Source organism: Pseudomonas sp. CFBP13509 (assembly GCF_005233485.1).
GTDB classification, from domain to species: Bacteria; Pseudomonadota; Gammaproteobacteria; order Pseudomonadales; family Pseudomonadaceae; genus Aquipseudomonas; species Aquipseudomonas marginalis.
Genome location: NZ_QGAA01000001.1, coordinates 674,932 through 697,846, shown reverse-complemented (window position 1 = coordinate 697,846; position 22,915 = coordinate 674,932). Strand labels below are relative to the sequence as shown.

The 22,915-nt window shown below is 61.0% G+C and carries 21 protein-coding genes and 1 other RNA gene; 14 read left to right on the top strand and 8 right to left on the bottom strand.

Annotation, left to right across the window (positions count from 1 at the left end):
- The first annotated feature begins 52 nt into the window (after positions 1-52).
- On the top strand, positions 53-2,782 hold the full coding sequence (locus PspCFBP13509_RS03315; protein ID WP_137211555.1) for a LuxR C-terminal-related transcriptional regulator: 2,730 nt from the start codon (positions 53-55) through the stop codon (positions 2,780-2,782).
- 12 nt (positions 2,783-2,794) lie between these two features.
- Here PspCFBP13509_RS03315 and PspCFBP13509_RS03310 read toward each other — a convergent pair whose 3' ends face one another.
- From PspCFBP13509_RS03310 to PspCFBP13509_RS03295, 4 genes are read right to left on the bottom strand one after another with little or no spacing between them, the layout of a single operon-like run.
- The gene (locus tag PspCFBP13509_RS03310; RefSeq protein ID WP_137211554.1) at positions 2,795-3,355 is read right to left on the bottom strand and encodes a PqiC family protein; all 561 of its coding nucleotides are present in this window, start codon (positions 3,353-3,355) and stop codon (positions 2,795-2,797) included.
- Between the two features lie 17 nt (positions 3,356-3,372).
- A complete protein-coding gene (locus PspCFBP13509_RS03305; protein WP_137211553.1) occupies positions 3,373-5,028 on the bottom strand; it encodes a PqiB family protein in 1,656 nt (551 codons plus the stop codon).
- Positions 5,009-5,653 (bottom strand): paraquat-inducible protein A, encoded by a 645-nt coding sequence (locus PspCFBP13509_RS03300; protein WP_137211552.1) that lies wholly within the window; start codon positions 5,651-5,653, stop codon positions 5,009-5,011. Before PspCFBP13509_RS03300 ends, PspCFBP13509_RS03305 begins: the two co-directional genes overlap by 20 nt.
- Complete coding sequence (locus tag PspCFBP13509_RS03295) at positions 5,650-6,240, bottom strand: paraquat-inducible protein A (protein ID WP_027604773.1); 591 nt, start codon at positions 6,238-6,240, stop codon at positions 5,650-5,652. Before PspCFBP13509_RS03295 ends, PspCFBP13509_RS03300 begins: the two co-directional genes overlap by 4 nt.
- Before the next feature lie 345 nt (positions 6,241-6,585).
- Between PspCFBP13509_RS03295 and PspCFBP13509_RS03290 the strand changes: the two genes are divergently transcribed.
- The 4 genes from PspCFBP13509_RS03290 (at position 6,586) to PspCFBP13509_RS03275 (ending at position 10,172) form a co-directional block, all read left to right on the top strand.
- The gene (locus PspCFBP13509_RS03290) at positions 6,586-7,617 is read left to right on the top strand and encodes a hypothetical protein (RefSeq protein WP_137211551.1); all 1,032 of its coding nucleotides are present in this window, start codon (positions 6,586-6,588) and stop codon (positions 7,615-7,617) included.
- Entirely contained in the window at positions 7,596-8,375 is a 780-nt protein-coding gene (locus tag PspCFBP13509_RS03285; protein ID WP_065949005.1) for a hypothetical protein, read from the top strand. The genes PspCFBP13509_RS03290 and PspCFBP13509_RS03285 overlap by 22 nt, the downstream gene beginning before the upstream one ends.
- A 161-nt stretch (positions 8,376-8,536) precedes the next feature.
- Positions 8,537-9,181, top strand: a complete 645-nt coding sequence (locus tag PspCFBP13509_RS03280; protein ID WP_065924263.1) for an MBL fold metallo-hydrolase — start codon at positions 8,537-8,539, stop codon at positions 9,179-9,181.
- A gap of 217 nt (positions 9,182-9,398) precedes the next feature.
- The gene (locus tag PspCFBP13509_RS03275; protein ID WP_027604771.1) at positions 9,399-10,172 is read left to right on the top strand and encodes an OmpA family lipoprotein; all 774 of its coding nucleotides are present in this window, start codon (positions 9,399-9,401) and stop codon (positions 10,170-10,172) included.
- Between the two features lie 68 nt (positions 10,173-10,240).
- On the opposite strand, the gene PspCFBP13509_RS03270 is transcribed toward PspCFBP13509_RS03275, so the two are convergent.
- From PspCFBP13509_RS03270 to PspCFBP13509_RS03255, 4 genes are all read right to left on the bottom strand, one after another.
- Positions 10,241-10,822, bottom strand: coding sequence for a BON domain-containing protein (locus tag PspCFBP13509_RS03270; protein WP_027604770.1), 582 nt, complete (start codon positions 10,820-10,822; stop codon positions 10,241-10,243).
- Positions 10,819-11,412 carry a phosphoheptose isomerase gene (locus PspCFBP13509_RS03265; protein ID WP_007904374.1) on the bottom strand — a complete coding sequence of 198 codons (594 nt, stop codon included), beginning with the start codon at positions 11,410-11,412 and terminating at the stop codon, positions 10,819-10,821. Before PspCFBP13509_RS03265 ends, PspCFBP13509_RS03270 begins: the two co-directional genes overlap by 4 nt.
- 92 nt (positions 11,413-11,504) lie before the next feature.
- A complete protein-coding gene (locus tag PspCFBP13509_RS03260) occupies positions 11,505-11,876 on the bottom strand; it encodes a YraN family protein (protein ID WP_137211550.1) in 372 nt (123 codons plus the stop codon).
- The gene (locus PspCFBP13509_RS03255; RefSeq protein ID WP_137211549.1) at positions 11,876-13,687 is read right to left on the bottom strand and encodes a penicillin-binding protein activator; all 1,812 of its coding nucleotides are present in this window, start codon (positions 13,685-13,687) and stop codon (positions 11,876-11,878) included. Before PspCFBP13509_RS03255 ends, PspCFBP13509_RS03260 begins: the two co-directional genes overlap by 1 nt.
- Positions 13,688-13,896: 209 nt before the next feature.
- Here PspCFBP13509_RS03255 and rsmI point away from each other — a divergent pair, with 209 nt between their 5' ends.
- The 9 genes from rsmI to mraY all read left to right on the top strand — a co-directional run bounded on the left by rsmI (position 13,897) and on the right by mraY (position 22,913).
- A complete protein-coding gene (gene rsmI, locus PspCFBP13509_RS03250; RefSeq protein ID WP_027604767.1) occupies positions 13,897-14,769 on the top strand; it encodes a 16S rRNA (cytidine(1402)-2'-O)-methyltransferase in 873 nt (290 codons plus the stop codon).
- A 96-nt stretch (positions 14,770-14,865) separates the two neighbouring features.
- An RNA gene (gene rnpB / locus PspCFBP13509_RS03245) (RNase P RNA component class A) lies at positions 14,866-15,219 on the top strand.
- Positions 15,220-15,573: 354 nt separating this feature from the next.
- Positions 15,574-16,029 carry a division/cell wall cluster transcriptional repressor MraZ gene (gene mraZ / locus PspCFBP13509_RS03240; protein ID WP_003171868.1) on the top strand — a complete coding sequence of 152 codons (456 nt, stop codon included), beginning with the start codon at positions 15,574-15,576 and terminating at the stop codon, positions 16,027-16,029.
- Positions 16,026-16,973, top strand: a complete 948-nt coding sequence (gene rsmH, locus PspCFBP13509_RS03235) for a 16S rRNA (cytosine(1402)-N(4))-methyltransferase RsmH (protein WP_010213048.1) — start codon at positions 16,026-16,028, stop codon at positions 16,971-16,973. Before mraZ ends, rsmH begins: the two co-directional genes overlap by 4 nt.
- On the top strand, positions 16,970-17,263 hold the full coding sequence (gene ftsL / locus PspCFBP13509_RS03230; protein WP_003216203.1) for a cell division protein FtsL: 294 nt from the start codon (positions 16,970-16,972) through the stop codon (positions 17,261-17,263). The genes rsmH and ftsL overlap by 4 nt, the downstream gene beginning before the upstream one ends.
- Positions 17,263-19,005 carry a peptidoglycan D,D-transpeptidase FtsI family protein gene (locus PspCFBP13509_RS03225; protein WP_162844256.1) on the top strand — a complete coding sequence of 581 codons (1,743 nt, stop codon included), beginning with the start codon at positions 17,263-17,265 and terminating at the stop codon, positions 19,003-19,005. Before ftsL ends, PspCFBP13509_RS03225 begins: the two co-directional genes overlap by 1 nt.
- Complete coding sequence (locus PspCFBP13509_RS03220) at positions 19,005-20,468, top strand: UDP-N-acetylmuramoyl-L-alanyl-D-glutamate--2,6-diaminopimelate ligase (RefSeq protein WP_065924259.1); 1,464 nt, start codon at positions 19,005-19,007, stop codon at positions 20,466-20,468. Before PspCFBP13509_RS03225 ends, PspCFBP13509_RS03220 begins: the two co-directional genes overlap by 1 nt.
- On the top strand, positions 20,461-21,831 hold the full coding sequence (locus PspCFBP13509_RS03215; RefSeq protein ID WP_137211548.1) for a UDP-N-acetylmuramoyl-tripeptide--D-alanyl-D-alanine ligase: 1,371 nt from the start codon (positions 20,461-20,463) through the stop codon (positions 21,829-21,831). Before PspCFBP13509_RS03220 ends, PspCFBP13509_RS03215 begins: the two co-directional genes overlap by 8 nt.
- Positions 21,831-22,913, top strand: a complete 1,083-nt coding sequence (gene mraY / locus PspCFBP13509_RS03210) for a phospho-N-acetylmuramoyl-pentapeptide-transferase (protein WP_003171875.1) — start codon at positions 21,831-21,833, stop codon at positions 22,911-22,913. Before PspCFBP13509_RS03215 ends, mraY begins: the two co-directional genes overlap by 1 nt.
- Positions 22,914-22,915: the final 2 nt, after the last annotated feature.

Sequence of the window (22,915 nt, the reverse complement as noted above, 5' to 3'; positions counted from 1 at the left end):
TAGTCTGCGGACATCTGCAATGCCGACAACAGCCTTCTACAAGAGCCCGGCGATGACTGATCTGTCCCGAATCCAAGGGCCTGCCAGCCGGGTAATCCCGACCCTGGAAGGTCGCTTCTACAGGCCCCCGCTGCCTGATGGCTACGTGCTGCGCCCGCGCCTGTGTGAACGGCTGGGCGCCGGCCTGGAGGGGCGGTTGCTGCTGGTCTGCGCACCGGCCGGGTTCGGCAAGAGCTCGTTGGCGGTGGAGTTCTGCCAGGGCCTGCCGGCTCAGTGGCACAGCCTGTGGCTGGGCCTGAGCCCACGGGACAACGACCCAGGGCGTTTTCTTGAGCGCCTGCTCGAAGGGTTGCAGCACTACTTCCCGGCACTCGGCACCCAATCCCTGGGCTTGCTGAAAATGCGCCAGCGCCATCAACCCTTTGCGTTTGAAGAGTGGCTCGACGGCCTGCTCGATGAGCTGACCGTGCACCTGTCCACCCGTGCGCCATTATTACTGGTGCTGGATGACTACCATCTGGCCCAGGGACCGGTGCTGGACCGTTGCCTGCAATTCTTCCTCAACCATTTGCCCGATGGCCTGGTGGTGCTGGTCACCAGCCGCCAGCGCCCGGACTGGCATCTGGCGCGATTGCGGTTGTCACGGCATTTGCTGGAGTTGCACGAGCAAGACCTGCGCCTGACCCATGCCGAATCCCAGGCGTTGCTGGATCGCCACAGCAGCTCCTTGAGTGGTGAAGCCCTCGACAATCTCATTCGCCGCAGCGAAGGCTGGGTGGCCGGCCTGCGCTTTTGGCTGCTGGCGGCTTCCGAAGCCGGCAGCGAGGACGCCTTGCCACAAAGCCTGCACGGTGGGGAAGGGCTGATCCGCGACTACCTGCTGGAAGAAGTGATCGACTGCCTGCCACCCGAAGTGCAGGCGTTCCTGTTCGACACCGCGCCCCAGGAGCGTTTTTGCAGCGAGCTGTGCGATGCCGTGCGCGAAGCCCATGACAGCGCCGAGATCCTGCGCTACCTGCAAGCCCACCAAGTGTTCCTGGTGCCCCTGGACGAGCAGGGGCACTGGTACCGTTATCACCATTTGTTCTCCGACCTGCTGCGCACCCGCCGCGCGAGCAGCAATGTCTTGCCGGCCGCCAGCCTGCATCTGCGCGCGTGCCGCTGGTTCAACGCCCGGGGCTTGATCGACGAGGCGGTGGAGCAGGCATTGCGCGCCGGGCACCTCGACGTGGCGGCCAACCTGGTGCAGAACCTGTCCGAAGAACAACTGCTGGCCGAGCAGAATGTCGGCATGTTGCTGCGCTGGAAAATGGACTTGCCCGACAGCCTGCTGATCAGCACGCCGCGCCTGATTGTGCTGTACAGCTGGGCGTTGGCACTGGCCTGCCAGTTGGATGCGGCGCAGGAGCTGTCCGCGTACCTCAGTCGCTTCCTGCCGGCGCCCTCGGCCACCGCACAGCGCTCGATGCTGGCCCAGTGGCTGGCGCTGAGCGGGATTATCGCCCGCGGTCGCGGCGACCGTGAATTGACGCAGCGCTATTGCAGCGAGGCGTTGGACAGCCTGCCGCAACGGCGTTACGGCCAGCGCCTGGTGTGCCTGTCGACCCTGTCCAACCTGGCCATTGCCGATGGCGATTTGTGGCGCGCCCGTGGCCTGAACCGCGAATCCCTGGAACTGGCGCAGCGGGTCGGCAACCCGCTGTTCGAAGCCCTGGCCCATTACGACCGTGCACGGGTGCTGCAGGCCCGTGGCGAAATCCTGCGCGCGCTCGATGAGGTGCGCCAGGGCCTGCAGCGCCTGCACGGCCTGGCACCGCAGCGACTGTATGCGGTGCGTGCGCGGCTGTCGCTTTACGAAGGCTATTTGCTGTTGATGCGCAACCAGCCCGAAACCGGCATTGCCCTCCTGCGCGCAGGCCTGGCCGAGGCGCGAGCCTGTCGCGATATCAGCGTGCTGATCGGCCATTGCGTGATCGCCAGCTTCGAAGGGCGGCGCCATGACTTTCCCAAAGCCTTCGCCGAACTCGCCGAAGCCGAGCGCCTGATGCATATCTGGGATGTGCCGCCGATCTACTACCTGGCGATGATTACCCTGATCAAATGCGAACTGTGGCTGGCCCAGGGCCGCACCGACCTGGCGGATGCCTGGCTGACGCGCCTGGGGCAGACTTACCACGGCGAACAGGCCGCCGCTGCACCGGAATTCCACCCGCACTTGCCGCAACATATCGGGCTGCAACAAGCCGCCCTCGATGCCGTGCGCCATCAGCCCCAGGCGGCGCTGGAGCGGCTCGAAGCACTGGCGCAACAGGCCCACGACAGTGGGCGCCAGATGATTGCCCTGATGGCGCTGACCCAGCAGACCCAGTTGCTGCTCGAGTGCGGTCAGGAAGCCAGGGCGCGGCCGGTGCTGGCCCAGGCGTTCGAGGCGGGCGCCGGGGGCGCGTTACAGCCGTTCCAGCGCTTGTTGGACGGGCATCCGGACTGGATGCGTGAGCAATTGGGCAAGGACCCGCAAGGTGTGTTGCACCAGAGCCTGCTCGCGCTTCTCCCGGCGGTCGTGACGCCCGAGGTCACGACTGGCCACGAAACCCTGAGCACGCGCGAGCTGGCGGTCCTGCAACTGATCGCCCAAGGCTGCTCCAACCAGGAAATCAGCAACCAGCTGTTTATCTCCCTGCACACCGTCAAGACCCACGCTAGCCACATCAACAGCAAACTTGGGGTCGAGCGACGCACCCAGGCCGTGGCGCGAGCCAAGGCGATGGGCTTGCTGGCGTAAGTGCCGGGCGGTTTACGGTGCCGTCGGGCACTGGCCGGTTGACCTGTCGACCGCCTGGCTGACCTGCGCGGCAAAGCGCTTGAGATTGTTTTGATGGGCGAGCACCACGTTGTCGATGCTCGGCCCGGCGGGCGACTGCAACGTGGTCCGGCAGGTCAGCGGTGGGCGCTCGGTGCCCCCGGCCGGGCGCAGGCGCCATTTGACGTCGAGCAGCGCGTACTGGCCGGGTACGGAGTCAAAGCGCTGCACTTCAAGACGCAACAACATCGATTGTCGAGGGTTGCTGTTGGCCAGTTGGTCCACCAGCGCACTTCTCAGCTCATCCGCGAGGCTCGCGGCCCACCACTGGGTTTCCAGGATCGCCACGCCACTGTCGCCCTGGCGGATCACAATCTGCGGCCGGTCGACCTGGGGGGGAACGGTGATGCTTTCAATCCGGATGCTGCCCGCGTCGGCCCCAGTGGCCGTATTCCAGTGCGCCGGTGTCAGCGTATGAAAGGTAATCGGAGTACTGCTGCACGCCGCCAGCAACAGCAGCATGCCGACCACTGTGATTTTCAACGGAAACGTCATGGCGTTTGCTCCAGGGGTCATTTGCGCGGTGGTCCTTGCAGGTCCAGGGGCGCGGCGTTGTCGGGACGGCCGCGAATCAGCGATTCCGGGTGACGGCCCAGGTAGTCCGACAGTTCGCGCAGGGAGCGCGACATGCGCCCCAGTTCATCCAGGGTCTGGGTCAACTGCTCGCGCTGCGGTGAATCCTCGGCCAGGGTGGAGCTGGCCGATTGCAGGGTCTTGCTCACGTCAGCCAGGGTGTTCTGCACGCCGGGCAGGGTCTTGGCATTGAATTGGGTCAGGCCTTTGCGCAGCTCGACCAGGTTGCTGTCGAGGTTGCCGGCAATACGTTCGATCGGCAGTTGGTTGATCTTGTTGACGATGCTCTCGAGTTTTTCCTGCAGTTGCTCGAGGTTGCCGGGAATGGTTGGAATGCTGACCGGGCGCAGGCTGGGGTCAAATTTGACCTTCTCGGCTTTCGGGTAGAAGTCCAGCGCGATGTATAACTGGCCGGTCAACAGGTTGCCGCTGCGTGCCTGGGCGCGCAGGCCATTTTCGATGAACGAGCCGATCAGCCGTACGCCGGCGGCCTCATCGTTGGGGTCATGGTTCATGACCTTGAGCAGTTTGGTGTGGGCCTGTCCGAGCAACTGTGGATAGATCACGATACCGACGTTGAGTGGGAAGCTGCGTTTATTGGCATCGAAGTCGAGGTTGATCGATACCACTTTGCCAAACTCGACGCCGAGGAACTCCACCGGCGCCCCGACCTTGAGCCCGCGCAATGCCTGGTCGAAGCGCAGGGCCATGTATTGCCCCTCGCCATTGGGTGGGGCGAGGGCGCTGTCCTGGTCGTCGAAGAGCTCAAAGGTACGTGCCTCGTCGGCCGGTTTGTCGTTGGGGCTGTACGGCGGCGCCCGAAAGGCGATACCACCGACCAGCATGGACGAAAGCGATTCGGTCTTCAGCGCGAAGCCATTGGCGCCGACGCTCAGGTCAACCCCGCTGGCATTCCAGAAACGCGTGTTTTCGGTGACATAGGCATCATTGGGCGCATGCACGAACACCTCGACATTGACACCCTTGCCTTCGGCATCCAACTCGTAGGCCACCACCTGGCCGACCTCGATTTTGCGGTAGTACACCGGTGAGCCGATATCCAGCGAACCGAGGGTCTGCGTGTGCAGCGTGAAACGCTTGCCCGGTTCGCCGTAGGTGATGGGCGGCGGGTTTTCCAGGCCTTTGAACTGCTTGGCACGGGTCTCCGATTGGCCGATGTCGGCACCTATGTAGTCGCCGGAGAGCAGGGTGTCGATGCCGGATACGCCGCCGGCGCCGATACGCGGGCGTACCACCCAGAACTGCGAATCGGCGCGGGTGAAGCTTTCGGCCTGCTTGGCCAGTTGAACCGTGGCGTTGACGCTTTTCTGGTCGTCGCTCAAGGCGACGTCGGTCACCTGGCCGATCACCACGTTGCGGTACTTGACCTCGGTTTTGTTCGCGATCAGACCGCTGCCGGTCTTGAAATTGAGGGTGATGGTCGGGCCCTGTTGGAGGACGCTGTGTACCACCAGCGAAATCCCCACCAGCACCGCGACGATCGGCACGATCCACACCAGCGAAACGCTGAAGCGCCGTGTCTTGATTGCAGGCGATCCTGGGGCTTGCGGGGTGTCAGTGGAATGTGACGTCATCCGCGGTCTCCTTGTTGTGTGGGGTTTCCCAGATCAGCCTCGGGTCGAAGCTCATGGCGGCCAGCATGGTAAACACCACCACCAGGCCGAAAAACAGGATACCCAGGCGCGGCTCGATGGTGCCCAGGGCCTGGAACTTCACCAGTGCGGCCACCAGCGCGACCACGATGACATCCAGCATCGACCAGTAGCCAATCAGTTCGACGAAGCGGAACAGCTTCGAACGTTCCTTGCGTGCCCAAAGGCTATTGCGCTGCACGGTGACCAGCAGCAGGGCCAGGGACACAAACTTGATGCCGGGCACTGCGATGCTGGCGATGAAAATAATCAGCGCAATGTCCCACGCGCCGTGCTGCCAGAACTCCAACACCCCACTCATGATAGTACTGTCCGCCCCCGAGCCGAGCATGGTGGTGTTCATCACCGGCAGGAGATTGGCCGGCACATAGAACGCCAGCGCGGTGAGCATGTAGGCCCAGGTGCGCGTCAGGGAACTGACCTTGCGCCGGTGCAAGGGCGCGCCGCAGCGCTCGCATTCGTTCGGCCCGTCGCGCATGTCGCAGGACAATCCGCAGCTGTGACAGAGGCACAGGCCGAGCTCGCTGGCCGTCGGCGGTGTGCTCATACGCTGTCCCACAGGTCGCGCACATCACGCCCGGCAATGCGGATCAGCAACAGGCTGAGCACGGCCAGGGCAAACAGGCCGGTGCCGGGGATCACATCAAGCATGCCGGCCAGCTTGAACACCGCCACCATTGCCCCGAGCAGACACACCTCCAGCATGCTCCAGGGCCTGAGTGCCTCCAGCCAACGCATGCACAATCGGAACGCCGGTGAGCGCTTGCCCGCGAGGGCGAAGCTCAAGACCCACATCAGCAGCAGTAACTGGAACACTGGCGCGATGATGATGGAAATGGCCGCCACCAACGCGATAAACGTGATCGGCCCCAGGCTCAGCGCTACCACCGAGTCCCATAGCGTGGCGCTGCTTTTCAGGCCTTGCAGGCTGATACTCATCACGGGATAGAAATTGGCGAACGTCCACAGCACCGCAGCCGTCAGCGTCAGGGCGAGACGCTGTTGCACGGTCAGGCCGTTGTAGCGCTGGAGCACGCCTGCGCAACGTATGCAGTGGGCTTTTTGATGTTTGGCGAGCGTGACTTTTTCGTACACACAGTCGCAGTGCTCGCAGATGATCAGTTGATTCGCCATGGGGATCGCTCCAACGCGGCACGGTGGCGGGGGCCTGGGTTGTTTTTCGATGGCGTGGGCAAGCTTAGCAGTCGCTGCTCTTCAGGTCTGGCACCGCGTCAACCATACTGTGCGGAATATGCCATAGCGCCCGCAGGAGCATCGATGAATATTGAAAAAGCCGCGCTGATCCGCGAAACCTTCCCGGTCGGCCCGTTGCAGTGCAACTGCAATGACGAGTGACTGGCCCTCACGTTGATCTACAGAGGACCGGGTGGGTAATCCTCCTGCAGTGTTAACCACTTTTTTGACTTGTTAATCGCCATGGTTTACGGTGTAAAAAAGTGGTTAACAAGGTGGCGTGAAATGCCGGTTTTACTGGATGATATCAAGGGTTACCTCGAATCCACTGTGGGCTTGGAAGCGCACCTTCAAGCAGCCTCAGGCCTGAAGGTTCCCTTTCATATCAAGGATGCCTACAACCTCGTCTATCTGGCCCTTATGGTCGGGCCGAAGGCGAAACAAACGCTACCGATGCTCCTACTGCTTCCAGTGGAAAATAAGTACCCGGGAGCCGTAACGCTTGGGAAGCACATCGCTCAGGTACAAAAAACCACGGACAAGGTGGTTGTGTACGTATGCCAGTCACTGTCGGTGCCGGAGCGGCGTAGCCTGATCGCCAACAACATCAATTTCATCCAGCCTGGCTATCAGATGTTCATCCCAGAGTTGGCGATGGACCTGCGCGAAACCGTTCGGACGCGCCGAAACGAGGAAGACGTTTCAGCCCTTCTTCCTGCTGCACAAGCGATGGTCTTGGCTCGCCTGTATGAGGGATGGGACAGCGATACGATCTTCAACTCCAACGGCATCATGAACGGTTTCAAATACAGCCGCGTCACACTTGCCAAAGTGATCGATCAGTTGCTGAAGCTGGGCATCGTCCATCCTGCACAAAGTCAGGGGTTCAAAAATTGCTATTCGTTCGGTGCACCTCCGGCCAGCATCTTCAAAAATGTTCGCCCCTTTATGCGCTCTCCCGTTAAACGGAAGGTTGCGATCGACCGAGTGCTTCATACAGGCGGCGGCGTATTTCTCGCGGGCGAGACCGCTCTGGCCAAATGCACGATGCTGGCGGGTCCCATACAACCGGTTTTTGGAATGACCAAAAAGCAGTTCGACGACATGGTCCAGGAACTGGCATTCAAGGTAACCGACTCGGTTGATGAGATCCGGGCATGGGTGGAGATATGGTCTTATCGAAGCCTAAAGGAAGGAAAAAACATCGCAGATGAAGCGTCATTGCTTCTGAGCTTGGAAAACGTCCCGGACGAACGTGTCCAGTTGGCTTTAGATGAACTTAAGGAGGCAGTGACTTGGCTGAAATCAGAGGACTAGACGTATTCGGACAACACTTCAGCGATTTTCGTGATCAGTATGTGCTGATTGGCGGTGTTGCCTCCTGGCTCACGATGGATGCCGCGGGCCAATCGTTCCGCGCAACCAAGGATCTCGATATCGTGCTGGTTATCGAAGCGCTCAATGCCGAGTTTGCCGGGGCGTTCTGGGCCTTCATACGTGCCGGACGGTACGCCATCCGGCAGGTTGGTGGGATTGACGGTCAGCGGCCTGTTTTCTATCGGTTCCAGCACCCCGAGGACGAGGCCTATCCCGTCCAGATCGAATTGTTCTCGCGTGCTCCCGAGGGTGTCGCGCTCCCGGCGGACGCGACGCTGACCTCTATTCCTACAGACGAATCGGTATCAAGCCTGTCCGCCATCTTGCTCGATGACCCCTACTACCATTTCCTGCTTGAGGGCCGGCAGCGCAATGACGTTCTGACCTTCATCGGCGCCGACCGGCTGATCCCACTCAAGGCGCACGCTTGGCTCAATTTGTCAGCGCGAAAGGAGGCTGGCGAACAGGTCGACAGCAAGAACATCAAAAAACATCGAAATGACGTACTGAATCTGAGCGGCCAATTGACGGATGACCCCATCGACCTGCCGGAAAGCATTCAGACCGACATGAGGGCGTTTCTGGCGCTCTTGGCGAACGAAGAGATCGATCTCAAGTCCATCGGACTGAAAGGCGCCCTGGGGGACTATATCGAGCGTCTTACATTGAGCTTCGGATTACAGCCACCAATCCAATAGGAACACATTCTGAAAAACTGTCAGCCAACGATCATGACCGCGAGCACATGAACGCATTCCTCGGGCATGCGCTCGATGCTTACAAACAAAGCAGGTGACATCACTCGTCATCGCTTTTCACACAGTGCCAAAAATGTGCCATTCGCTTTATAGGAGCACCCATGGAAGCCGAAAAGCCCACGCTGATCCGCGAAACCTTCCCGGTCGGCCCGTTGCAGTGCAACTGCACGATCATTGGCGACCCCATCACCAAGAAGGCCATCGTGGTCGACCCGGGTGGCAATCATGAACTGATCCTGGCGCGCCTCGATGCCCTGGGCCTGAAAGTGGTGAGCATCATCCACACCCATGCCCATCTCGATCACTTCCTGGCCTCGGGGCAATTGAAGGAAAAGACCGGTGCAACCCTGCACCTGCACAAGGAAGACCAGTTTCTCTGGGACAACCTGGAGATGCAGTGCCAGATGTTTGGTGTGCCCTACACGCCGGTGCCGTCGCCGGATCGCTGGCTGGCCGATGATGAGGCGTTGGCCTGTGGGTGCGGTGTGGCGCTCCATACACCGGGGCACACGCCAGGCTCGATGAGCTTCTGGTTTGCCGATGCCAGGCTGCTGATTGCCGGGGACACGCTGTTTCGGCGCGGTGTTGGGCGTACGGATTTGTGGGGTGGGGACCAGGCGACGATCGTGCGTTCGATCAAGCAACGGCTCTACACGCTGGATGAAGGCGCGACGGTGGTGACCGGCCATGGCCCGGACACGCGCCTGGGTGACGAGATGCGTGAGAACCCATTTGTGCGGGCGTGAAGCAATGGTTCGAACGGCAACCCGCTGTAGCAAAAACTCAGGCCGCGTTCAGCATGTGTCTGCTACGGTTTCTGTAGCAACGCAAGACCCGAATGTTTTGTTACAGCTCTGGGCGCGCCCACGGAATTTTTACCGTTTGTCGCGTTCCAAACTCGGCACGGGTCCATTGCCAATGTCCTTTGCACCACAGAATGCAAAAAAAGTAGGAGCTCCCTTCATGTTCACTCCGCGTCGTCTGCTTGTTGTCGCTACCGCCGTAGCCCTGTTGTCCGGCTGCGCTTCACCTAATCCTTATGGCGGTGGCAGCCAGGGACAGGCGAATAATGAATCCAGCGGTATGAGCAAGACCGCCAAGTACGGTGGCCTGGGTGCCCTGGCCGGTGCATTGGCGGGTGCTGCCATCGACCATAACAACCGTGGCAAGGGCGCGCTAATCGGCGCAGTGGTTGCGGGTGCCGGCGCCGCGGGTTACGGCTACTACGCCGACCAGCAGGAAAAGAAACTGCGTGAGAGCATGGCCAATACCGGGGTTGAAGTTCAGCGCCAGGGCGACCAGATCAAGCTGATCATGCCGGGTAACATCACCTTCGCCACCAACTCGGACGCGATCTCCAGCAGCTTTTACCAGCCGCTGAACAACCTGGCCAACTCCCTCAAGCAGTTCAACCAGAACACCATCCAGATCGTGGGTTACACCGACAGCACCGGCAGCCGCCAACTGAACATGGACCTGTCGCAGCGCCGTGCCCAGAGCGTGGCCAACTACCTGACCTCCCAAGGCGTTAATGGTGCCAACCTCAGCGCACGCGGTGCCGGCCCGGATAACCCGATAGCCAGCAACGCCGACGTGAACGGTCGTGCGCAGAACCGTCGCGTAGAAGTGAACCTCGGCCCGATCCCCGGCCAGCAGTACGGCCAGCCTGGCGCGCAGCAGCAAGCGCCGCAGCAGAACAACCAGTTCCAGGGCAACCCGTACCAGCAATACCAATAAACGCTGGCCACTAAAAAGGGCGCCATGCAGTGAATGCATGGCGCCCTTTTTTATGGCTGCCGCTTACATCAATCGATGTATTCGAACACCTTGACGATCTTCTGCACGCCGGACACGCCCTGCACCAGGTTGGCTGCGCGCGTGGCTTCCGCCTGGGTCAGCAGGCCCATCAGGTAAACGATACCGTTGTCGGTGACGACTTTGATCCGCGAACCGGGAATCGCGTTGTCGGTCAGCATCTGTGCCTTGATCTTGGTCGTCAGCAGGGCATCGTTGCTGATGGCCAGCAGGGTGATCGGGTCCATGACCTGCAATTCGTTGTGGACCTTCTTGACCCGCTGTACGGCCGAGGCTGCCTGTTCGGCCTGGGCCTTGAGGTCGGCGCGTGGCGTTTGGCCTGCGAGCAGTACCACGCCGTTGAAGCTGGTCACGACGATGCGTGAAGCACCGTTGCCCAGGTCCGTGGCGGCTTTGGCAATGTTGACTTCGACCTTGGTTTCGATCAGCGAGTCGTCAATCTTGCTGCCGAAGGTGCGGGTGCCCTTGTCATCCTGAATAGGGGTGTCACGTGTCGCAGTGATTGCCGTGCTGCAGCCGCTGATGCCGAGGCACAGCGTAATGGCCAAAAGGCCGAGGCGGTTAACGGTCATTCTTCACTCCCAAACAGTTGGCTGTCGATCAGATCGCACAGGCAGTGGATCGCCAGCAGGTGGACTTCCTGAATACGTGCGGTGACATTGGCCGGGACGCGAATCTCCACATCTTCGGGCAGCAACAGCGAGGCCATGCCGCCGCCGTCGCGTCCGGTCAATGCTACGACAATCATTTCGCGATCATGTGCGGCCTGGATCGCTTGAATAATATTCGCCGAGTTGCCGCTGGTGGAAATCGCCAGCAGCACATCGCCTGGTTGGCCCAGTGCGCGGATCTGCTTGGAGAAAATTTCGTTGTAGCTGTAGTCGTTGGCGATCGAGGTGATCGTTGACGAATCGGTGGTCAAGGCGATAGCCGGCAGACTCGGGCGCTCACGCTCGAAGCGGTTGAGCAGCTCGGACGAAAAATGCTGGGCATCGCCGGCCGAACCGCCGTTGCCGCACGAAAGCATTTTGCCCTCGTTGAGCAAGGCATTGACCATGACCTGACTGGCTTGCTCGATGTGCGGTGCAAGTACGTCCATCGCCTGTTGCTTGGTGTCGATGCTGGCCTGGAAAAGCTGGCGAATTCGGGATTGCATGTCCATCTGTGTGACCTTAAGTAGCGCGGCTGTTTGGCACAGGAATGTGCAGCCCGCAAAGCAAAGAGCAAAAGTGTGTGATGAAGGTGTCCGGCGAATCAGCTGTCGAAGGCATTTTGCAGCCAGTTCAGATCAACTTGACCAGACGGTGTGCTTTCCATGGCAACCACATCGAAACGGCAGGGGGCGTCGGCCCAGCGATGCTCTTTTTGCAGGAAAAACTGCGCAGCGAGTATCAGCTTCTGACGCTTGCGCCCGTCGATACTGGCGAGCGCGCTACCCCATTGTGCGTGTTTTCTGTAGCGGACTTCGACGAATACTACTGTATCGCCGTCAAGCATGACCAGATCAAGCTCGCCGCGTTTACACAACCAGTTCTGCGCCAGAAGGCGCAGACCCTGTTGTTGCAAGTGCTTCAGCGCTTGAAGTTCGGCATCCTTGCCGCTTTGTGCGGTGGACCGCTCCGGCATCAGCGCGGGGTGTCCGGCAGGCGTTGGATCTCGCCACCGACGAACTTCGCCCAGGGCATCTGACGATCAACGCGCTGGTTGGTGCTGATGCCCAGGTTGCCCGAGAGGCCGTCAACCCGTGTATCCGGCAGTGCCTTGAGCTGACCAAGGCGCGGCGCCAGACGGTAGGCGTCGACGCCCATCGCATACAGGCGGCCAAGGCTGCCATTGGCTTGCGGCCATTGTGCGGCAACCTGGTTACGCAGCGGGTCGGTGGTGTTGAGCAGCCAAGGGGTTTCGCAGAACATCACGTTGGTCATGTCCAGGTATTGGTTCTTGTCACCGCTGGCGCTGAATACGTGGGACGTGGCGTACACCGGCACATCACCGGCGTACTGGAAGTTCAGGGTCGGCTTGATCTGCTGGGCCAATTGCGGGGTAACGGCCAGGAAGATGAACTCGATGTCCTGGCGACGTGACGGCTGTGCCGCTACGTCTGTGCCCACTGTGCTTTGCAGGCTCTTGGCGCGGCCTTCGCTTTTACGCAGTTGGAACAGGTCGGCGATTTGCTGGGCAAGGGCGACCGGCTGGTCGACATACTCGACACCGACAACCGTGCCACCGTTGGCTTCCCAATCCTGGCGGAAGGCCCTGTAGACACGCTCGCCCCATTCGCCACGCGGCACCATGGCAGCGGCGCGATGCAGGCCGTCGGCACGCGCGCGGCGCGACACTTCGCGGGCTTCGTCTTCAGCGGCGAGGCCGAACTGGAACAGTTGCGGCGGGCTCTGGTCGGTCTCGCTGTAGTTCAGCGCGAGGGTGGTGATCGGCAATTGAGGGCGAGCACTGAGTTGTTTGACCAGCGGCTTCTCCAGCGGGCCGACCACCAGTTGCACGCCGGCGGCCTGGGCCTTGGCGTAGAAGTCGTCGATGGAGGTCAGGCGCGAACTGTCATAGAACTCGATGACCGGCGGCTTCTGCCCGGCTTGTTCAGCCTGGTAGTGGGCCGCCATGAAGCCTTCGCGCAGCGCCTTGCCGACGGAGGCCAGTGGGCCTTCCTGCGGTAGCAGCAGGGCGATCTTGTTCAAGGGCTGGCTGGCCAGCTCCTTGAGCTTGGTCAACGGGGTTGGCAGTTGCACGGCGGCCGGGTGGCCTGGGTTCTGCGCGCGCCAGGTGTCGATAGCGGCCTGTTGTTGCTCCAGCGTACCGGCGCCCTTGACCGCCTGGGCCAGGGTGATCCAACCGTCCAGCGTTGGGTTGCCGCTGGCTTGCAGTTGTTCTGCAGGCAGTGCGGCGATCAAGGTCCAGATGGTTTCGTGATTGCTTTTAGCGGCATCGCCGCTGAGCAGTGGCGACATGGCAACGCGCTCACGAGCAGCGGCCAGGGTCTGGCCATCGGCTTCATAAGCGCGGGCGTGCACGGTGCCAGTGCGAATCTGCTGTTCGGTCGGCAGCTCCTTCAGGCTTTGCAGGCTCGGATGGTTCAAGGCGGTCAACGCGGCCTTGGGCTGGTTGCGCGTCATGGCCAATTCGGCAGCCAGGGTGCTGGCAAAGACTTGCGCGGCTGGCTTGAGGACATCCAGGGACACTTGCGCAAGAATCTGCGACGAGCGGCCAGGGTTGTTCTGGCGGTAGGCCATGTCTGCCGCACTCAGGCGCAGCAACGCGGCCTTTTCTGGCGTCTTGGCGGTGGTGGCCTGTTCGAGCAGTTGCTCGATACTGGCGTCCGGGGTCCGTGGAAGGTCGCCAAGGCTGGACGAGGGCGAGCTGGCGCAAGCGGCCAGTAAGGCAGCGAGGCAGAGGGCGGAGAGCAGCCGCAGGCAAGCGATCATGTAAGTGTTCCTGATACCGATCAAATTAGCGTGGAATTGTACCCAAGCACTGGCCCAGGCGCGATGTTACTGGCGTGAAACCGTCGATTTAGGTCGTGCAAGTGGTGCGATCAGCCATGCACGGCTGAAAAGCCATCGGCCGTGATGGCATATTTTCAAGGCGCCTACGCGCTACAATATGGCTTTTGCCAACCATCGAGGTGTGCGCTTTGACTGCTCCAGGTCCTTTGAATTCCACGGCAGGCTCGCTTTTTGTCGTGGCGACGCCCATTGGCAATCTGGACGACATCAGTGCCCGGGCGCTGAAAGTGTTGCGCGAGGTTAAATTGATTGCGGCGGAAGACACTCGACACTCCCAGCGTTTGATGCAGCATTTTGGTATCAGCACGCCATTGGCGGCTTGTCACGAGCATAACGAGCGCGAAGAAGGCAGTCGCTTTATCGTGCGGTTGTTGGCGGGCGACGATGTGGCGCTGATCTCGGACGCGGGTACGCCGCTGATCTCCGACCCTGGGTACCATCTGGTCCGCCAGGCGCGTGCCGCAGGTATCAATGTAGTGCCTGTTCCTGGAGCGTGCGCGCTGATCGCTGCATTGTCGGCGGCAGGCCTGCCGTCGGACCGTTTTATTTTCGAAGGTTTCCTGCCGGCCAAGGCCGTGGGGCGTCGTGCGCGTCTACAGGCATTGAAAGAGGAGCCGCGCACGCTGATCTTCTACGAAGCGCCTCATCGTATTCTTGAATGCCTGCAGGATATGGAGCTGGTGTTCGGCGGCGAGCGCCTGGCCCTGCTGGCCCGTGAGCTGACCAAAACCTTCGAAACCCTCAAGGGCCTGCCGCTGGAAGCGCTGCGCGCGTTCGTCGAGGGCGACAGTAATCAGCAGCGCGGCGAGTGTGTGGTGTTGGTGGCGGGCTGGACCGCGCCGGAAAATGAAGAGGCCGTCGGCAGCGAGGCCATGCGTATCCTCGACCTGCTGCTCAAGGAGATGCCCCTCAAGCGCGCTGCGGCGTTGGCGGCGGAAATCACCGGGGTACGCAAGAATGTGTTGTATCAAGTCGCGCTGGATAAACAGAAAGCCGAATAGTTCCGGGGGTAAACCGGTATTCCGTCCGAACGTGATGGCAATGCTGCACTTTTAATACTTGTCCTGAGGCCGTCGTGCCGTTAACCTGCGCGGCGGAGAGTCGATTGGACAGTCGCTGCCCTCTATGAAAATTAGGGGGGGGAGGAAAGTCCGGGCTCCATAGGGCGAAGTGCCAGGTAATGCCTGGGAGGCGTGAGCCTACGGAAAGTGCCACAGAAAATAACCGCCTAAGTACTTCGGTGCCGGTAAGGGTGAAAAGGTGCGGTAAGAGCGCACCGCACGACTGGCAACAGTTCGTGGCTAGGTAAACCCCACTTGGAGCAAGACCAAATAGGGTCCCAAGGCGTGGCCCGCGCTGGGACCGGGTAGGTTGCTAAAGATGTCCAGTGATGGCCATCGTAGACGAATGACTGTTCAAGACAGAACCCGGCTTACAGATCGACTCTCCACCTTTTTCCTTCTGTCCGAATCTCGGGCAGAAAACCGGTAGTAACGCAAGAATCCCTCCCTGCCAAATCATTGGCAGATGCATCTTCGTAATACCAAAAAAATCTTACTCTTAATAAATCACTTTAACTTTGATCTGTAGCTCTTTGAGCTATTTGTGCTTGTCGAGCCAAAAACACCGCCGAACTCTGGTTTCTCCTCCTTTTACGCTCCTAAATCTCCGATCTGTAAGGCTTTTCCTTGAATCCGCGCCTTGACGGTGTGGTGGGCGCATTCCTATAGTGTGCGCAAGTGGCGGAAAGTGGCACAAAGTGGGTTTTTTGAACGTAAAACGCTAAAATTTGGAGAAACGCATCTGTGTTTCGCGGAGCTAACGCTATCAGTCTCGATGCAAAAGGCCGTCTCGCCATGCCGAGCCGGTATCGTGACGAGCTGATTTCGCGAAGTTCCGGACAGTTGATCATCACAATCGATGCCGTTGACCCTTGTTTATGTGTTTACCCCCTCGATGAGTGGGAGTTGATTGAGACCAAGTTGCGTGCCTTGCCTTCATTGCGTGAAGAAAACCGCCGTCTGCAGCGTTTGCTGATTGGTAATGCCGTCGACCTCGAGCTCGATGGCAGTGGTCGTTTCCTGGTGCCCCCGCGTTTGCGCGAGTACGCCAAGCTGGATAAGCGCGCAATGCTGGTCGGCCAACTGAACAAGTTCCAATTGTGGGACGAAGATGCCTGGGATGCTGTTTCTGCAGCTGACCTGGCTGCTATTCAACAACCGGGCGCCATGCCTGATGAACTGCGTGATTTGATCCTGTGACTATTGATAGCGGCTTTAACCACATCACCGTACTGCTTGACGAAGCCGTTGAGGCTCTCGCCGTACGCGCGGATGGCTGCTATCTGGACGGTACCTTTGGCAGGGGCGGGCATAGCCGGTTGATCCTCAGCCAGCTCGGGCCCGACGGCAAGCTCCTCGGGTTCGACAAAGACCCCCAAGCGATTGCCACCGGGCAAGCGCTAGCGGCCGAAGACGGCCGCTTTGTCGTTGTGCAGCGCAGCTTTGCCGAGCTCGGTGCCGAAGTCGCCGAGCGCGGCATGGCGGGCAAGGTGGCCGGGGTTTTGCTCGACCTGGGCGTGTCTTCGCCGCAGCTCGATGACCCGGAGCGCGGCTTCAGCTTCATGAACGACGGCCCCCTCGACATGCGCATGGACCCTACCCGTGGTGTCAGTGCCGCGCAGTTCATTGCCACTGCGCCGGTGGAAGAAATCGCCCGTGTGTTCAAGGAATACGGTGAAGAGCGCTTCGCCGGCCGCATGGCCCGTGCCGTGGTGGAACGTCGCGAAATCCAGCCGTTCGAGCGCACCGCCGACCTGGCCGAAGTGCTGAAAGTCGCCAACCCCGCGTGGGAAAAGGGCAAGAACCCGGCGACCCGCGCGTTCCAGGGCCTGCGTATCCACGTCAACAACGAATTGGGCGACCTGGAGGCTGGCCTCGAGGCTGCCCTCGAGGCGCTGGAAGTAGGCGGTCGCCTGGTGGTGATCAGTTTCCACTCCCTGGAAGACCGCATCGTCAAGCTGTTCATGCGCCGCCTGGTCAAGGGCGAGTCCGACAACCTGCCGCGCAACCTGCCGGTACGTTTCGAAGCCTTTGTGCCGAAAATCAAAATCCATGGCAAAGCGCAGTTCGCTTCCGAAGCCGAACTCAAGGCCAACCCACGTTCCCGTAGCGCCGTCATGCGCGTCGCGGAGAAGCTGCGGTGAGCAAGCTTTTCGCCAAGCCCCTCCCGGGCGGCAGCTTCTTTATGTTGCTGCTGTTTGTCGGCGTGCTGGTGTCCGCAATTGCGGTGTCCTACAGCGCCCATTACAACCGCCAACTGCTCAATACCCTCTATGGGGAATTGAGCGTGCGTGACAAGGCGCAGGCGGAGTGGGGGCGGTTGATCCTCGAGCAAAGCACCTGGACGGCCCATAGCCGTATCGAAGTGCTGGCCACCGAACAGCTGAAAATGCACATCCCGGGCGCGGCCGAAGTGCGCATGGTGGCGCCATGATGAAGCTTGAAGGCGCACTCTACCCATGGCGCTTCCGCCTGATGCTCGGCTTGCTGGCATTGATGGTGGGTGCGATTGCCTGGCGGATCATCGACCTGCAAGTGGTCGACCGTGACTTCCTGATCGGCCAGGGCGATGCCCGTAGCCTGCGTCATATCCAGATCCCTGCGCACCGTGGCCTGATCACTGACCGTAACGGCGAGCCGTTGGCGGTGAGTACGCCGGTGACCACCCTGTGGGCCAACGCCAAGGAATTGCAGGTTGCCAAGGACAAGTGGCCGCAACTGGCTGCCGCCCTGGGCCAGGATCCGAAAGCCTTGGCTGAGCGCCTCGAGGCCCAGGCGAATAAAGAATTTATCTACCTCGTTCGCGGCCTTACCCCCGAACAAGGCCAGCAGGTGCTCGACCTTAAAGTCCCCGGTGTCTACGGCATCGAGGAGTTCCGTCGTTTCTACCCTGCCGGTGAAACCACTGCCCATATGGTCGGCTTTACCGACATTGATGATCATGGTCGTGAAGGTGTGGAACTCGCCTACGATGAATGGCTGGCCGGGGTACCGGGAAAACGACAGGTCATCAAGGATCGGCGCGGCAGGTTGATCAAGGATGTCCAAGTCACTAAAAACGCCAAGGCCGGAAAGCCCTTGGCGTTGTCGATTGACCTGCGCCTGCAATATTTGGCCAACCGTGAGCTGCGTAACGCGATCATCGAGAACGGTGCCAAGGCCGGCAGCCTGGTGATCATGGACGTGAAGACCGGCGAGATCCTCGCCATGGTCAACCAACCGACCTACAACCCGAACAACCGACGCAACCTGCAACCGGCGATGATGCGTAACCGCGCGATGATCGACGTGTTCGAGCCGGGCTCGACCATGAAAGCCATCTCCATGAGTGCCGCCCTGGAAACCGGACGCTGGAAACCCAGCGACAAGGTCGAGGTGTATCCGGGTACGTTGCAACTGGGCAAATACACCATTCGTGACGTGTCCCGTACTGAAGGCCCGGTGCTGGATTTGACAGGTATCCTGATCAACTCCAGTAACGTGGGCATGAGTAAGGTCGCCTTCGATATCGGTGGTGAAACCATCTACCACCTGGCGCAGAAGATCGGCCTGGGGCAACCCACCGGCCTGGATTTCCCGGGTGAGCGCGTCGGCAACCTGCCCAACTACCGCGACTGGAAAAAAGCCGAGACCGCCACGCTTTCCTACGGCTACGGCCTGTCGGTGACCGCCATCCAGCTGGCCCATGCCTTCTCCGTGCTGGCCAATAACGGACGCATGGTGCCGTTGAGCCTGATCCACGTCGATGAAGCGCCGAAAGCCACCCAGGTGATCCCGGAAAACGTCGCCAAGACCATGCAGGGCATGCTGCAACAAGTGATCGAAGCACCGCGCGGCGTATTCCGTGCCCAGGTGCCGGCGTATCACGTGGCGGGCAAGTCCGGTACCGCGCGTAAGACGTCGGTGGGCACCAAGGGCTACGCCGAAAACTCCTACCGCTCGCTGTTCGCCGGCTTCGGCCCGATGAGCGATCCGCGCTACGCCATCGTCGTTGTGATCGATGAGCCGAGCAAGGCCGGTTACTTCGGTGGCCTGGTATCGGCACCGGTGTTCAGCAAAGTAATGTCCGGCACCCTGCGCCTGATGAACATCACCCCGGATAACCTGCCGCCGACCCAACAAGCGAATGCCGGACCACCGGCCGCTGCAGTAAAAGCCAATGGAGGGCGCGGCTGATGTCTCTTAGCCTGAACAAGATTTTTGCCCACGCCGGCCGCGATCTGCTGATTCGCGAGTTGACCCTGGACAGCCGTAACGTGCGCGCTGGCGACCTGTTCCTGGCGGTGCCGGGCGGCAAGTACGATGGCCGTGCGCACATCGCCGACGCGCTGCAGCGCGGCGCGGCTGCCGTGGCCTATGAAGTCGAAGGCGCCACGGTGCTGCCGATCACCGACGTGCCGCTGATCCCGGTCAAGGGACTGGCCAAGCAACTGTCCGATATTGCCGGGCGTTTTTACGGCGATCCGAGCCGCCACCTCAATCTGGTGGGCGTCACGGGTACCAACGGCAAGACCAGCGTGACCCAATTGGTCGCCCAGGCCCTTGACCTGCTGGGCCAGCACTGCGGCATTGTCGGCACCCTGGGTACCGGTTTTTATGGCGCGCTGCAAAGCGGCCTGCACACCACGCCGAACCCCATCGCCGTGCAAGCGACCCTGGCCGACCTGAAAAAGGCCGGTGCCAAGGCGATTGCCATGGAAGTGTCGTCCCACGGTCTGGACCAGGGCCGCGTTACCGCCCTGGCCTTTGATGTGGCAGTGATGACCAACCTGTCCCGCGATCACCTGGATTATCACGGCACCATGGAGGCGTACGCCGCCGCCAAGGCCAAGCTGTTTGCCTGGAATGACCTCAAGTGCCGGGTGATCAACCTGGACGACGCTTTTGGTCGCCAACTGGCGGCCCAAGACAGCGAAGCGCGCCTGATCACCTACAGCCTGGAAGACGCCGGCGCGTACCTGTATTGCCGCGAAGCCCAATTCAATGACGAAGGCGTGCGCGCCACGCTGGTCACGCCTCAGGGCGAGCACCACTTGCGCAGCACCCTGCTCGGGCGTTTCAACCTGAGTAATGTACTTGCCGCCATCGGCGCGCTGCTCGGCCTGGATTACGCACTGGACGAGATTCTCAAGGTGCTGCCGAAGCTCGAAGGCCCGGCCGGTCGCATGCAGCGCCTGGGTGGCGGTACGCAGCCGCTGGTGGTGGTTGACTACGCCCATACCCCGGATGCGCTTGAAAAAGTCCTCGAAGCCTTGCGCCCTCACGCCAAGGGCAAGTTGCTCTGCCTGTTCGGCTGTGGCGGTGATCGTGATCGCGGCAAGCGGCCGTTGATGGCCGAGATCGTCGAACGCCTGGCCGATGGTGTGCTCGTCACCGACGACAACCCGCGCAGCGAAGACCCGAGCCGGATTTTCGATGACATTCGCACCGGCTTCAAAGACGCATCCAAGGCCACCTTCGTCGCCGGTCGCGGCGCGGCAATCGCCCAGTTGATCGCCAGCGCCAGCGCTGACGACGTGGTTGTGCTGGCTGGTAAGGGGCACGAGGATTACCAGGAAATCAACGGCGAGCGTCATGCCTTCTCCGATCTGGTCGAGGCCGATCATGCCTTGACCGCCTGGGAGGTCGCCCATGCTTAAGGCGATGACGTTCAGCGAACTGACCCAGGCCTTGTCGGCACGCGTACTGTCGAGCGATTGCAGCTTCAGGGGTGTGAGCATCGACAGCCGTGCGATCCAGCCGGGGCAACTGTTTGTCGCCCTGGCCGGTCCGCGTTTCGACGGTCACGACTACCTGAACGAAGTCGCCGCCAAAGGCGCCGCAGGTGCCTTGGTGCAGCGCGAAGTGGCTGATTCCACCTTGCCGCAACTGCTGGTCGCCGACACCCGCCTGGCCCTCGGCCAATTGGGGGCGCTGAACCGTGCCGCTTTCGATAAGCCCGTTGCCGCCATCACCGGCTCCAGCGGCAAGACCACGGTCAAGGAACTGCTCGCCGGTATCCTGCGTACGCGCGGCCCCGTGCTGGCCACCCGTGGCAACCTGAACAATGATTTCGGCGCTCCGCTGACCCTGCTCGAACTCGCCCCGGAACACACCGCGGCGGTGATCGAACTGGGTGCATCGCGCATCGGCGAAATCGCCTACACCGTGGCGCTGACCAAGCCCCACGTCGCCATTATCAATAACGCCGGTACGGCCCACGTCGGCGAGTTCGGTGGCCCGGAAAAAATCGTCGAGGCCAAGGGTGAAATCCTTGAGGGCCTTGATGCATCGGGCACCGCAGTCTTGAACCTGGACGACAAGGCCTTCGAGACCTGGCGTCTACGCGCCGCCGGTCGCAAGGTCCTGACGTTTGCCGTGCTTAACGCCGCAGCTGATTTCCATGCCGCCGACATCACCGTCGATGCCCGTGGCTGCCCGTCCTTCACGTTGCATACCCCGCAAGGTAGCGAGCACGTGCAACTGAATTTGCTCGGCAACCATAACGTCGCCAATGCCTTGGCCGCTGCGGCTGCGGCTGGCGCCTTGGGCGTGTCGCTGTTCGGTATCGCCACGGGCCTGGGCGCGGTGCAGCCGGTCAAGGGCCGTACTGTTGCGCAACTGGCGAACAACGGCATGCGTGTGATCGATGACACCTATAACGCCAACCCGTCGTCCATCAATGCCGCTGTCGACCTGCTCAAAGGCTTCGACGGGCGCAAGGTGCTGGTGTTGGGCGATATCGGCGAGTTGGGCGACTGGGCTGAACAAGGTCATCGCGAAGTCGGGGCCTATGCCACCGGTAAAGTCGACGCCCTCTACGCCGTCGGCCCGAACATGGCCCATGCCGTGGCTGCCTTCGGCCCCGGTGCGCGACATTTCGCCACCCAGGCCGAGTTGATCCAGGCACTGGGCGTGGCAGAACAAGACAAACACACAACCATTTTGATCAAGGGATCGCGCAGCGCGGTGATGGAAAACGTCGTCGCGGCCTTGTGTGGCTCAAGTACGGAGAAACATTAATGCTGCTGCTGCTGGCTGAGTATCTGCAACAGTTCCACAAAGGCTTCGCGGTCTTTCAGTACCTGACCCTGCGCGGGATCCTGGGTGTGCTGACCGCGCTGTCTTTGTCGCTGTTTTTAGGGCCGTGGATGATCCGCACCCTGCAGAACCTGCAAATTGGTCAATCGGTTCGTAATGACGGCCCGCAGTCGCACCTGTCCAAGTCCGGCACCCCGACCATGGGCGGTGCGCTGATCCTGTCGTCCATCGGTATCAGCACCTTGCTGTGGGCCGACCTGCACAACCGCTACGTATGGGTGGTGCTGCTGGTGACCTTGCTGTTCGGCGCCATCGGCTGGGTCGATGACTACCGCAAGGTGATCGAGAAAAACTCCAAGGGGCTGCCAAGCCGCTGGAAGTATTTCTGGCAGTCGGTGTTCGGCCTTGCCGCCGCGATCTTCCTCTACACCACGGCGCCAAGCGCAGTGGAAACCACCTTGATCATCCCGATGCTCAAGGACGCCAGCATCCCGTTGGGCATCGGCTTCGTGGTGCTGACCTACTTCGTGATCGTCGGCTCCAGCAACGCGGTGAACCTGACCGACGGCCTCGACGGCCTGGCGATCATGCCGACGGTGATGGTAGGCGGCGCGCTGGGTATCTTCTGCTACCTGTCGGGTAACGTGAAATTCGCTGAATACCTGCTGATCCCCTACGTACCGGGCGCGGGTGAGCTGATCGTGTTCTGCGGCGCCTTGATCGGTGCCGGCCTGGGGTTCCTGTGGTTCAACACCTACCCCGCACAAGTCTTCATGGGCGACGTCGGCGCACTGGCGCTGGGCGCGGCCCTGGGCACCATCGCGGTGATCGTTCGCCAGGAAATCGTGTTGTTCATCATGGGCGGCGTGTTCGTGATGGAAACCCTGTCGGTGGTCATCCAGGTGGCGTCCTTCAAGTTGACCGGGCGCCGCGTGTTCCGCATGGCGCCGATTCACCACCACTTTGAACTCAAGGGCTGGCCTGAGCCGCGTGTGATTGTCCGTTTCTGGATCATCACCGTGATTCTGGTCCTGGTCGGCCTTGCCACCCTGAAACTGAGGTAGAA